Consider the following 12,079-nt stretch of genomic DNA (forward strand, 5'->3'; position numbering starts at 1 on the left):
CGGGCGGCCCGGCGCGCCGCAGGCGCGCCCTTGAGGAAGTAAAGGCTGTTTCGACCGATGCCGGTTGCCGCTCAGGTGCGGGCGCGTCGCGCGGGCTGCTTGTCGGCGGTGATCCGGTAGGCGAGTTCGGCACGGTCCGCGCCGATGCGGAGCTCTTCGAGGGTCAGCGGGCGATCGTCGGCGCCGTGCGCGACGCGGGCAACGTGCAGGATCGGGGTCGCGTCGGGGAGATGGAGCGTGGTCCGCTCGTCGGGCAGCGGCATTCGGGCGCGGACCGTCTCCGACCACCACAGCTTGTGTCCGTCCTGGGTGAGCACTCGGTAGATCGCTGCCGGGGGCTTGCACGGCTCATCAGCGAGCACTGGAACCGCCTCGGCGACTTCGAACGGAATCAGCGTGCGGTGCATGGCGCGGGCACCCGTGGCCGTGTCGATCAAGAGCCGGTCGCAGCCGAACACGGCCTCTTCCTCACCGAGTCCCAGCAGTCGACCTGTGGCTTTCGTGGTCCGGGTGCGGTAGCTGCTCGGCTCCTCAGCCTCCTGCCAGGCGTCGCCGTTGGGCATGACGAACTTGCTGTCGGTGGTGCGGTTGATGCGGCGTTCGAGGGTGAGTGTGGGTTGGCCGCTGGAGCGTACGAAGCTGCCCTTGCCGTGGCGCACGTCGATCAGACCTTCCGCCCGCAGTGCGGCGATGGCGTTGCGGACCGTGGGGCGGGAGACGCTGTAGCGGGCCATGAGCTGGGCTTCCGACGGAAGCAGGGAGTCGGGGGCGAACTCGCCCGACAGGATCGCTGCTCGGATGGCGGCGGCGACTTGCTGGTAGAGGGCTCCGGGGCGCTGGATCTCCGTCATCTCGGCAATCTCCGGGTGAGGTCGTAGGTACGTCGCTCGCGCGACATCACTCGTCAGCATAAGTAGTTGCACCCTCGCCGTACAGCACTCCATAGTCGTAACTCGTAAGGACAAGTGACGTCAGTATCTCACTGGCGGCCCAACTGGCCAGGGAGGCCAAATCCAATGCAGTCCATTCCCGTGGACACGGCGCGGCTCGGCGTACTGCGGTGTGCCAACGCGCCCGAAGTGAAGTTCAGCAACTCCGAGACGCAGGAGGTGAAGAAGGACCGGGAGGGCAATCCCGTCTACAGCGTGGCCGTCACAGTGCGGCCGGACGGACGGCGTATCTCCGTGATCGAGATCGCCGTGAGCGGTGAGCCCAAAGGGCTCGAAGCGGGCCAGGTCGTCAAGGTCACCGGGCTGACGGCGTTCGTCTGGTCGATGGGCGACCGTAACGGCGTCAGCTTCCGCGCTGACACGATCGCGCCCGCGCATGGACCGGCGGCGCAGGGCAAGGGCGGTGACGCGTGATGGGGCCGACCCTGCTCGCCCTCGGCTTGGCGGTACTGGCCTGGGTGCTGGTCGTCGGTGACCTGGTGCGGCGCCACCGTCCGGCCTGGCACTGGTACGTGATCGGCTACCCCGTGACCGCGTGCCGGGTGGTGTTCACCTGGCGCAGGGTTGCCCTGCTCAACGACCTGTCCGTCTCGCGCCTCCCGGCGCGCACGCTCATCGGGCACCTGCTGGTCAAGGGGGATCCGGTTCGGCCGGCGGCTCCACGGATCTCGTTTCCGCGGGGTACCCGCATGGGGCTGACCGTGGCTGTCCAACTGCACGCGGGTCAGACTCCGGCGACCTACATGAAGGCGGCCGACGCGTTCGTCCATGCGTGGAAGGTTCACGCGGTGCGCGTGACCTCGCCGGAACGCGGGCTCGTCCTGCTGACGGCGATGGCCAGTGATCCGCTACAGCGGCCCGGATTAGCCACCGCCCCCGCCGAACTGCTCTCCGCGCTCATCGGCGCACTGGAGAGCGGCGGCGCCTGGGTGATGAACCTGCGGCTCGTGCCGCACTGGCTCATTGTCGGGGCCACGCGGCCCGGCAAGTCCACCCTGCTGGCCCGGCTGATCACCCAGCTTGCGCCGCAGCCCGTCGCCCTGGTCGGCATCGACTGCAAGGGCGGCATGGAACTCGGCCTGTTCGCCGGGCGGCTGAGTGCACTGGCAACCAGCCGACGCGAAGCGGTCGCGGTCCTCAGCGCGCTCGCCCTCGACATGCAGGAACGAATGAGTGTGTGCCGGTCGGCCGGTGTGCGCTCCATATGGGAGCTGCCCGACAAGCTCCGGCCGGTTCCGGTCGTCGTGATCGTTGACGAGATCGCAGAGCTGTACCTGTCCGACGGTCGCCGCGAGAGCAAAGCGGAAACCGAGCAGTGCTCCACGCTGCTGCTGCGGCTGGCACAGCTCGGGGCAGCGCTCGGCGTCCACCTGGTGGTGGCCGGACAGCGGGTCGGCTCCGACCTGGGGCCCGGCGTCACCGCCCTGCGGGCTCAGCTCGGCGGCCGGATCTGCCACCGGGTGAACGATCCCGGCACGGCAGAGATGACCCTGGGCGACCTGAACAAGGACGCCGTGGCCGTCGCGCAAGCCATCACGGCAGAGGAACGGGGCGTGGCCGTGTGCACCGGCCCGGACGGCAGCTGGAGCCGCGCCCGTTCCCACCTCACGCCCACGGAAGAGGCCGTCTCGACGGCTCGGAAGCACGCAGCACTCACCCCGGATCTGCCCGCGCTCAACCGTGCCCTTGCGGCGCCGGAAGGAGACGACAAGTGATCAGCGAAGGTACGGCGTTCACGTTCGCGGTGGTCTTCGGGATCATCACCGTCCTCCTCGTCCGCTCTCGTGACGTGCGCGCCTGGGAAGCGGTCTGCGTCGGCCTCTTCGGCCTCTACCTCGGCCAGACCCCGGTGATCTACACCGTCCACGGCCTCGTCACGTGGCTGATCAACGGCTTCTCCCACACCTGACCAGAGAAGGGAACGCAACGGCATGCCCATGCCCCGCGTGAGGTGCCCCCACTGCAAGGGCGACGGAGCCCGCAGGACCTGGACCGGACGACAGCGGCGCTGTCGCGTCTGCCGGGGCACCGGAACCATCCGCTGAACTTCGCTCCGACCCCACAAGGAAGGCGAGCCCCATGACCGACAACGCGCACCTACCCACCCACCGTGCCGCTGCGGCGGCCCACCCCGGAAGGTCCCCACCATCACACCGGAGCTCACCCCGGCTGACAGGCGCGCCGTCCTCAACCGCGCGGCGCGCCTGCGTCAGCTGTCCGAAGCAGACCGCGACGCAATCGGCCTCGCTCAAGACCCCAGATTCCCCCGCCTGTTGGAGCAGATCACTGCCACCGGTGGCTGCTCCCGCCCCGTCCACCTCTCCGGCTCCACCACCATCCTGGACGCCACAACCGGCGAACTCCTCCGCCACTACGACACCGGCACCGAACCCGGTGAACGCCTTCTCGTGCGCTGCCGCAATCGCCGGGCAACCGTCTGCCCCGCATGCTCACGCCTGCACGCGGGCGACACCTTCCACCTCGTCCGCGCGGGCCTCCTCGGCGGCAAGAACGTCCCTGCCACAGTCCGCCACCGGCCCCGGCTCTTCGTCACCCTGACTGCCCCGTCCTTCGGCCAGGTGCACCGCGCCGGGGAACTGTGCCACCCCCGCCGTGACCGTGGGACATGCGAGCACGACCGTCCTCGGAGCTGCGGCGCTGTCCACGGTCCCGGTGATCCCTCTGTCGGCAAGCCCTTGTGCGCTGACTGCTACGACTACACCGGCCACGTGCTGTGGCACGCGCATGCGTCGAAGCTATGGGATCGGTTCGTCATCGACGTCCGACGGCGGCTTGCCTCCTCGGTCGGTCTCGTACAGGCCCGCTTCCGGGATCACGCCCGGCTGTCCTTCGCCCGGGTCGCCGAGTACCAGAGGCGGGCGGCCGTTCACGTACATGCAGTCGTCCGCCTCGACGGCCCGAACGGACCGGCGGACGAACCTCCGCCCTGGGCCGCGCACCAGCTCATCGAGGCCGTTCGGTCCTCCGCTCGCCGCGTTCTGGTCCGCACGCCGTACAGCCCCGCCGTGGGTGAGTTGGTTCTGCGCTGGGGGGTCCAGGTCGACGTTCGCTCGCTACACGCCGATGGCGACGGGCCTGACGATGATGCCGTAGCCGCCTACGTGGCCAAGTACGTCACAAAGGGAGCGAGCGAGACAGGCGCCGGCATCGACTACAGGGTCACCACCTGGGATGACATCGAGGCTGCGTCCGTGAACGCACATGTGCGCACTCTCATGCGGGCCTGCTGGCGCCTGGGCGGCCTGCCCGAGTACGAACCCCTGAACCTGCGCACGTGGGCTCACACGCTGGGCTACCGGGGCCACATCCTCACCAAGTCCCGCGCCTACTCCACCACCTTCGCGGCACTGCGGGCCGAACGCGCCCAGCACGTAGGCGGTGTTGACGTCCCAGGGACGGTCACGGACAGGCACTGGCGCTACGTCGGCTCCGGCCATACTCCGGGCGCTGCGCTCATCGCCGCCGGAATCGCAGATGACATCGCTGAGAACCGCGCCGTCGCGCGGGAAGCTCTCCGAGCTGGCGGTGATGCCAACTGAGTACTACTTCGGCTAAGGCCAGCGCTGAGCGCGAGGAAGCAGCAGTACGAGCGTGGATCGAGCGGCAGCTACGCGACTCTCCCCCACTCTCTGATGAGCAGCTGCGGAGGGTGGGGGAGATCCTCGGACTTCAGCTCATTCGGAAGTCCGCCACACAGGCTTGAGAAGCTCAGGGTCGAAGGTCCTGTTGCCCTTGCCACCCGGCACTGCGACCACGGCGCTCAGAACCTTCTTGATCGCCTCGCGCTTCTGCGTGAGCGTCTTCGACCCCCACGAGATCCTGACGTCTTCCTTGGCCTCCTCGGCCTCCGCCTTCAGAGCTTCGTGCGCCCGCTGATCTGCACGAAGCTCCTTGATCCGACGTTCGAGGACCGGGAGATTGCGGAAGAACGTCTCATCATCGATGTCCGTGTCCTCGTCGTCGTGCCAACGCCGCTCCAGCTCGTTGCGGCTCCTGACGGCTCGCTCCAGGGCATCGGCCTTGTCCCAGTCCGGAACGTCCTGGGCCTTGCTCGCCGCATCGCGCTCCAGCTTGGCGATGACAAGTTCCTCGATGGCCATGTCCGTCTTGTCGCCCCGCTTGTAGGTCTTGTTGCAGCCGCCGTCCACGGTCTTCTTGCACATGTAGGCGTGCCGGTACTTGAGCCAGTCGTTCGCCTTGATTCCGATCATCTTGTTGTTGCAGACCGTGCCGTCGTCCAGCACGTGGCCACATCGCAGGATGCCGGTCAGCAGGTACTTGTGGACCAGGCCACCGCGCGGCATCCCGGTTCCTCGGCCACGCTCCCTGATCTTGGCCGTGACCGCGAACCACTCCTTCGGAGTGATCATCGGCTCCCACTCGCCCACGATGGGCTGATCGTCGCCGTCACGTACAAGCTCGCCCTTGATCTCGCGATATCCACACAGCCGCGCGTTCACCAAGACCTGCTTGACGGTCTGGTACTGGAAGGCGTTCCCGCGACTCGTGATGAAGCCGGCCTCCTTCCACCGGCGCGTGATCTCGGAAATGGAGGCACCCGCGATCACGTCCTTCACCGCCTGACGGATGGCTTCCGCCTCGTCCGGGCGCAACGAGACCTTGTCGTCCTCCCATCCGAAGGGGCGCCATGCCGCTACCGACTGCCCACGGATCGCCCGGCTGCGGTGGCTGTTCCTGCTCCGACGCTCCTTCTTCCTCGTCTCGCTGAGGGACATGGCGACCCCCAGAAGCCCCTTGATCTCGAACCCTTCGGCGTAGAGGTCCTGGATGCCGTTCGAGTCGTGGTAGACCCGTCCTTCCTGCGTAGTGAACGCCTTCAGGTACCGCTCCCAGTCACTCGGGCGCCGGTACAGCCGGTCGTCGTTGACGGCCATGACGCCGTGGATCGGGTACCCGTCCGGCGTCGTCCCGGCAGCAAGATCGGCGAGCAGCTGCTCGAAGTCATCGCGAACGATGTTCTCCTTGCTCGCGCTCTTGTCGTTGTCCGTGTAGCGGTAGACGACGAGCCATCCGAACCTGCGGGCCGTCTCGGTCATGTCCCGGTGCTGGTCCTCGACGCCGTGGGCGTCCTTCACCCGGCCGTCGAACGAGATTCGTGCGTAGCAGACGACGCACTTCAGCTCCGGGTCGGAAGCCAGCATGGCGCGCACTCCCTCGACGGACGGCAGTCCCTCGGGCGTACCTCGCAGCTTGCTGACCAACTCCTCGCGCTTGCCCACGTGTTCCCCCTCGGTCCATGGCTGGGCTGCTGGAACGACCGTAGCGCATGTGGGAGTTCTAGTAATGCTCTACAGCATGAAGATCTCGCAGGACATCCGCCGGGAACACGGCGGCACACGGACCGAGATCGAGGAGGGCATGGCCCTGAAGTCGAAGGAGTTCGCGGCGAGCGGGAACCGCGTGTACCTGCCCATCGCGGACTGACCCGGCCGCGCACAGGCCCGGGGCCGATGGTCCCCCGGCCTGTGGGAGGTGCCTGCTCGGACGGGCTCCGACGGCTACTCCGGCTGGTGCTCCGGTCCTCCGAAGTCCGGGCTGGTGTAGTCCGGGCTGCTGAAGCTGGGGCGCGAGCCGCGGTCGCCGTCGTCCGGGCTGGTGAACCCCGGGCGGTCGTAGCCGAGGTGCGGCATGCGGCTGACCGGAGTGGACGAGGGCGTGTGGCGCAGCGCGGCGGCCGCGCCGGGGTCGACGAGGGCCTCCCGCAGGAAGGGCAGGATGCCGCGTTCCAGCAGGGCCTCGTGCCAGGCCTCCTTGGCCTGGGCCACCTCGCCCTGCAGTTCGCCGTACGGCCCGCCTTCGGCCGTGGGCTTGTTGCGCAGGGCGGTGAGCAGCAGCCCCACCGCGGCGACGAGGATCGCGACCGCGGTCACGGCGCCGAACACCCAGCCCGTGGTGAGCATGGTCCGGGCGAATCCCTGCTCGGGGTCGAGTATCTGCAGGATGTAGCCGACGAGCAGGAAGATCGCCGCGGCTGTACCGGCCAGGACGGGTGCGAGGACGGCGACGACGGCGACGGCGCCCGCGCCGGCGGTCTCGGCGACTCCTCCCATGGTGGCGGCGAGACCCGACGCGCCCGCACCCGGCTCGGAGGAGCCGGACTCGCGCACGGCCGGGGAGCCGGCCGACGCCGGCTGACGCAGTTCGTCGCGGACCTTGACGTAGTGCTGGTACTCGGTCCACGCGGCCGCAGTGATGAGCGCGGTGGCGTTCAGCGCCATGGTGCGCAGTTGTTCGGGGTTGAGCCGCTGTCCGACAGCGGCCAGTTCAGGACGGTGTGGTGCGGAGCGCAGCGCCTCATCGAGGATCCGCTCGTATTCCTGGCGGTCCTCGCTCAGCAGGTGCTGCGGAACGCTGTTCATGTGCATCCCCCGATGCTCCGTAGGGCTTGGGGCTCGGCATGCTGACGAGCCGTCGGGCAGAAACGGAGGGGAGCCTGCTACGGATAAGCCGATGGTAGAGCGGTGACGGTATGCGGTGACAGGGGGTTTACCGAAATTGACCCCTCACCGGCCCGGTCCTCCGAAGGGGGACGCCTGCCCGGTGAACGTTCACGTATCCAGCGGCAGTTGCTGGACCAGCAGCTTTCCGGCCATCGTCACGCCGCCGTCCATCGCGATGGCGAGTCCGTCGGCGTAGACGTGCGGACCTTCGATCACGGGGTCGCGGTTGTCCTCGTCGTCCTCGGAGCCGGCCTCGCCCAGCAGATACGGAATCGGGCTGTGCCCGTGAACGATGCGGGTGCCCCCGTACGTATCGAGCAGGGAGCGCACGGCGTCGGCGCCGCCCTCGTCGCGGAAGGAGAACCGCTTGGTGAACTTGCGGAACAGGTCCCAGACCTCGTCCGCGTCGTTGCGTGTGATCGTCTCGCGGACGGTGTCGTTGACCTCTTCGATGGAACGGCCGTAGTCGAGGTAGGCGGTGGTGTCGGAGTGGACGAGCAGGTGGCCGTCGACCTCCTCGATGGCGTCCAGGCGGGACATCCACTGCAGGTGGTGGTCCTGGAGGCGGTCCATGTCGGTCTTCTGGCCGCCGTTGAGCAGCCAGGCCGCCTGGAAGGTGGCGGTGCCCGCGCCGGAGTTGACGGGGGTGTCGCCGAACCGCTTCGCACCGAGCAGCAGCAGCTCGTGGTTGCCCATGAGTGCCTTGCAGTAGCCGCCGGCCGCGGCGGCCTCGGCGGACAGCCGCATCACCAGGTCGATGACGCCGATGCCGTCCGGACCGCGGTCGGTGAAGTCGCCGAGGAACCACAGCCGGGCGGTGCCCGCGCACCAGTTGCCGGCGGCGTCGAGCAGGCCCTTCTCCTGGAGGGCCGACACCAGCTGGTCGAGGTAGCCGTGCACGTCACCCACGACGTACAGCGGGCCCTGCCCGGTGGTGCCCTGCGGGGCGGCGGCGGTCTCGGGGTCCACGGTCACCTGGACAGTGTCGCCCCGGTTCACGACGGGAAGGTCGCGCTGGGTCGGCGTGTATCCCTCGGGGTAGGTCTCCTCGGGCGGCGGGGCGACCTCGCCGGGGTGAACGCTGTGGACGTACGGACCGGCCTCGTGGACGTACGCGGGCACCCGGAAGTCGCGCAACGTCGCCGTCCGCTCCACCTCGGGTCCCTGACCGGCCCCCTGAGTCATCGACCCCTCCACCATCGCGCCGCATTGCACCGCATCGGACTGCCTGGTCGTAGCGGCCCGCGGGTGTCGTGGGCCCATCATAGGAATGCGGATCGCGCCATGTGATGACCCAGGGGTGGTGAATCAGAGCAAGAGTCCAGTTCACCGCGGCTTTCGCCCCGATTGAGCCGGGCTTTGACCACCGTGTGACCGTCCTCGCTCTTCTCCTCTTCGCGAGAACGATCCCTTCTCTCCGGGGGACCGGCCCTGTTTCTCCCCAGGAGGACGACCTTCCTGTCACCCGGGTGCGGGACTTACGTCTCCTCGGGTGATCGCGGCGGGCTGACCGTCGTGCGCGGCGGGCGTCGCTGGGACGAGGTGCGCACGATCAGCTCCGTCGGTATCACCTGCTCCACCGGGTGGTCGGAATCCGCTCCCTCGATGGCGTCGATGAGGAGCTGCACCACCGCCGTGCCGATGCGGCGCGGCTTCAGGGAGAGCGTGGTGATGGGCGGCTCGGTGTTGGCGTACACCGTGGACTCGCTGCAGCAGACCAGCAGCAGGTCGTCGGGGACGCGCAGGCCGTAGCGGCGGGCGGCGGCGAGCAGGTCGGTGCCGTTCGGGTCGAACAGTCCGTAGACCGCGTCGGGCCGGTCGGGCCGGGCCAGGAGCCGGTCGGCGGCGACGGCTCCCGCGCACGGATCGTGCGCCGGGTAGGCCTCGTACACCGGATCCTGGCCGACGCGCTCGCACCAGCGCAGGTACGCGGTGGTCGACAGGTGGGTGTACGTGTCCGTGGTCGTGCCGGTCAGCAGGCCGATGCGGCGGGCGCCGGCGTCGGCCAGGTGGTCGAGGATGCCGAGGACGGCGGCCTCGTGGTCGTTGTCCACCCAGGCCGTGACCGGCAGCGCACCGGCCGGGCGGCCGTCGGAGACGACCGGCAGTCCCTGCCGGACGAGCTCGCTGACGACCGGGTCCTGGTCGGAGGGGTCGATGACGACCGTGCCGTCCAGGGCGACGTTCGACCACACGTCGTGGCGGGAGGTCGCGGGCAGGATGACGAGGGCGTAGCCGCGGGCGAGCGCGGCGGAGGTGGCGGCCCGCGCCATTTCGGCGAAGTACGCGAACTCCGTGAAGGTGAAAGGTTCATCCCCGTACGTGGTCACGGTCAGGCCGATGAGTCCCGACTTGCCGGTACGGAGGGTCCGGGCTGCGGCCGAGGGCCGGTAGCCCAGCCGGTCGGCGACTTCCCGGACATGGCGCCGGGTGGCGTCCGGGAGCCGGCCCTTGCCGTTGAGGGCGTCGGAGACGGTCGTGATGGAGACTCCGGCGGCGGCGGCCACGTCTCTGATACCGGCCCGACCCGGCCGACTGCCTCGCCGTGAGGTTTCCGCGCGGCTCACCTGGTGCTTCCCTGCTGCTGTCATGGCGAGCCGATAGTAGGGCTCATGCGGTGGGGTAGTGCGGACGCATATGCACGCGTTGACAGGCACGTTTCTGCATGATCATTTAACCTCAATTGCTTTGGAAACCAAGGGTGTTGAGCGCTCTCATGGCAGTACGTGTCTTGTCGGCGCGCACGGGCCTGCCAAGTGGTCGATGTTGCGAAGAGGTCTCAACTCACCTGCACGGGGGATGCGCGCCACGGCGTGCACCACCGGCGCATAGATATATGTGCGGCGCGCCCCCGGATTCGTACGCCTTGGTGTGGTGATGCCCCTGATGCCGGTGGGACCGGGGGCGGCCGGGACCGGCCGCTCGGTCGTGGCTATACGCAGCGGCGCGGAATCCTCATAAGGTGAGGAGTATTGGATGTCGGCGGCGGTCATGGGCCGCCGGTCTTCACGAGGAGGACTGCGGTGAGCGAGACGAGCCCGAAGCTGCGCGCCGAGCTGGAGGGGATCCCGACCTACAAGCCGGGCAAGCCCGCCGCGGCAGGTGGTCCGGTGGCCTACAAGCTGTCCTCCAACGAGAACCCGTATCCGCCCCTGCCGGGTGTGATGGAGACCGTGACGGCGGCGGCCTGCAACTTCAACCGCTACCCGGACATGGCCTGTACGGCGCTGATGAACGAGCTGTCCGAGCGGTTCGGCGTGCCCCTCTCCCACCTGGCCACCGGCACGGGTTCGGTCGGTGTCGCCCAGCAGCTGATCCAGGCCACCTCGGGCCCCGGCGACGAGGTGATCTACGCCTGGCGCTCCTTCGAGGCGTACCCGATCATCACGCAGATCAGCGGCGCCCGGTCGGTCCAGGTGCCGCTGACGCCCGGGGATGTGCACGACCTCGACGCGATGGCCGACGCGATCACCGACCGGACGCGGCTGATCTTCGTCTGCAACCCCAACAACCCGACCGGCACGGTGGTGCGGCGTGCCGAGCTGGAGCGCTTCCTCGACCGGGTCCCGAGCGATGTGCTGGTGGTCCTCGACGAGGCCTACCGCGAGTTCATCCGCGACCCCGAGGTGCCGGACGGTGTCGAGATCTACCGTGACCGGCCCAACGTCTGTGTCCTGCGGACCTTCTCCAAGGCATACGGCCTCGCCGGCCTGCGCGTCGGTTTCGCCATCGCCCACGAACCGGTGGCCGCGGCGCTGCGCAAGACGGCGGTGCCGTTCGGCGTGAGCCAGCTCGCGCAGGAGGCGGCGATCGCCTCGCTGCGGGCCGAGGACGAACTGCTCGGGCGGGTCGGCTCGCTGGTGTGTGAGCGCTCGCGCGTGGTCGACGGGCTGCGCTCGCAGGGCTGGACGGTGCCGGAGACCCAGGCCAACTTCGTGTGGCTGCGGCTGGGGGAGCGCACGGTCGCGTTTGCGCAAGCGTGTGAGCAGGCGGGTGTGGTGATCCGGCCGTTCCCGGGCGAGGGTGTGCGGGTGACGGTCGGGGAGGCCGAGGCGAACGACATCTTCCTGAAGGTGTCGGAAGGGTTCCGCAAGGAGCTGTAGCGCTGCTGCGGCGCCGGAGGTTCGGCCGCGGCTGATGTGGAACGCACCGTGCCCCCGAGCCTGTACGGCTCGGGGGCACGGTGGTGTCCGGGGTGGTTCAGCCGGTGTTGCGCAGGCCGGCTGCCACGCCCGCGAGCCAGGTCAGGCGTTCAGGAGTTCCACGCGCACGGGGTCGCCGTCCCGTACGGTCGCGAGCAGTCCGGGGTCGCCGTCGATGCGGCCCAGGACATTGCACGGGCTTGGAAGGCGGCACTCGTCGCCCTGCGAGATCGGTGTGGGCCCGTAGGGGGAGGGCGAGGGCGTCGCCGTCGGTCCAGAAGGCGACGGTGCCCGGCTCGACAACCTCCCGGGCGCCTGTTTCACGTGAAACCGAGACTCCTGTGTCGAAGTACACCTCCGCGCCCCAGGTGCGGGCTGTGGAGACGAGGGGCAGCGCCTCGGCGAGGGCCTGACTGGTCGGGGTGTCGTCGAGTGACGCGGCGAGATGCCCCGCAGGCCAGGAGATCCATATGTGTAGCGATGTCGGTGACTGCATGCCGGTGGT

The 12,079-nt window shown here is 68.9% G+C and carries 11 protein-coding genes and 1 pseudogene; 6 read left to right on the forward strand and 6 right to left on the reverse strand.

What is annotated here, in order from left to right; translation table 11 throughout:
- Positions 1 to 71 precede the first annotated feature (71 nt).
- Positions 72 to 851: a GntR family transcriptional regulator gene (locus G3I77_RS12680; protein ID WP_248503189.1), complete on the reverse strand. Its 780-nt coding sequence runs from the start codon at positions 849 to 851 to the stop codon at positions 72 to 74.
- 165 nt (positions 852 to 1,016) lie between these two features.
- Between G3I77_RS12680 and G3I77_RS12685 the strand changes: the two genes are divergently transcribed.
- From G3I77_RS12685 to G3I77_RS12700, 4 genes are all read left to right on the forward strand, one after another.
- The gene (locus G3I77_RS12685; protein WP_248503190.1) at positions 1,017 to 1,364 is read left to right on the forward strand and encodes a hypothetical protein; all 348 of its coding nucleotides are present in this window, start codon (positions 1,017 to 1,019) and stop codon (positions 1,362 to 1,364) included.
- Positions 1,364 to 2,665 carry an FtsK/SpoIIIE domain-containing protein gene (locus tag G3I77_RS12690; protein ID WP_248503461.1) on the forward strand — a complete coding sequence of 434 codons (1,302 nt, stop codon included), beginning with the start codon at positions 1,364 to 1,366 and terminating at the stop codon, positions 2,663 to 2,665. Before G3I77_RS12685 ends, G3I77_RS12690 begins: the two co-directional genes overlap by 1 nt.
- Entirely contained in the window at positions 2,662 to 2,859 is a 198-nt protein-coding gene (locus G3I77_RS12695; protein WP_003991451.1) for a hypothetical protein, read from the forward strand. Before G3I77_RS12690 ends, G3I77_RS12695 begins: the two co-directional genes overlap by 4 nt.
- Positions 2,860 to 3,154: 295 nt before the next feature.
- Positions 3,155 to 4,510, forward strand: coding sequence for a replication initiator (locus tag G3I77_RS12700; RefSeq protein ID WP_248503463.1), 1,356 nt, complete (start codon positions 3,155 to 3,157; stop codon positions 4,508 to 4,510).
- A 135-nt stretch (positions 4,511 to 4,645) separates the two neighbouring features.
- Here G3I77_RS12700 and G3I77_RS12705 read toward each other — a convergent pair whose 3' ends face one another.
- The gene (locus G3I77_RS12705; protein ID WP_248503191.1) at positions 4,646 to 6,211 is read right to left on the reverse strand and encodes a recombinase family protein; all 1,566 of its coding nucleotides are present in this window, start codon (positions 6,209 to 6,211) and stop codon (positions 4,646 to 4,648) included.
- A gap of 76 nt (positions 6,212 to 6,287) precedes the next feature.
- Between G3I77_RS12705 and G3I77_RS40645 the strand changes: the two genes are divergently transcribed.
- Complete coding sequence (locus tag G3I77_RS40645; RefSeq protein WP_272923355.1) at positions 6,288 to 6,416, forward strand: hypothetical protein; 129 nt, start codon at positions 6,288 to 6,290, stop codon at positions 6,414 to 6,416.
- A gap of 74 nt (positions 6,417 to 6,490) precedes the next feature.
- Here the strand turns inward: G3I77_RS40645 and G3I77_RS12710 are convergent, their stop codons facing one another.
- The 3 genes from G3I77_RS12710 to G3I77_RS12720 all read right to left on the reverse strand — a co-directional run bounded on the left by G3I77_RS12710 (position 6,491) and on the right by G3I77_RS12720 (position 10,023).
- The gene (locus G3I77_RS12710) at positions 6,491 to 7,357 is read right to left on the reverse strand and encodes a hypothetical protein (RefSeq protein WP_248503193.1); all 867 of its coding nucleotides are present in this window, start codon (positions 7,355 to 7,357) and stop codon (positions 6,491 to 6,493) included.
- A 183-nt stretch (positions 7,358 to 7,540) separates the two neighbouring features.
- On the reverse strand, positions 7,541 to 8,632 hold the full coding sequence (locus tag G3I77_RS12715) for a metallophosphoesterase (protein WP_248503195.1): 1,092 nt from the start codon (positions 8,630 to 8,632) through the stop codon (positions 7,541 to 7,543).
- A gap of 278 nt (positions 8,633 to 8,910) precedes the next feature.
- Positions 8,911 to 10,023, reverse strand: a complete 1,113-nt coding sequence (locus tag G3I77_RS12720; RefSeq protein WP_248503197.1) for a LacI family DNA-binding transcriptional regulator — start codon at positions 10,021 to 10,023, stop codon at positions 8,911 to 8,913.
- Between the two features lie 432 nt (positions 10,024 to 10,455).
- On the opposite strand from G3I77_RS12720, the gene hisC reads away from it, so the two are divergent.
- Positions 10,456 to 11,535: a histidinol-phosphate transaminase gene (hisC, locus tag G3I77_RS12725; protein WP_248503199.1), complete on the forward strand. Its 1,080-nt coding sequence runs from the start codon at positions 10,456 to 10,458 to the stop codon at positions 11,533 to 11,535.
- Between the two features lie 168 nt (positions 11,536 to 11,703).
- On the opposite strand, the pseudogene G3I77_RS12730 reads toward hisC, so the two are convergent.
- Positions 11,704 to 12,070 (reverse strand): annotated as a pseudogene (locus tag G3I77_RS12730) (cyclophilin-like fold protein); the annotation flags it as partial.
- Positions 12,071 to 12,079: the final 9 nt, after the last annotated feature.

Source organism: Streptomyces sp. D2-8 (assembly GCF_023184515.1).
GTDB lineage: Bacteria > Actinomycetota > Actinomycetes > Streptomycetales > Streptomycetaceae > Streptomyces.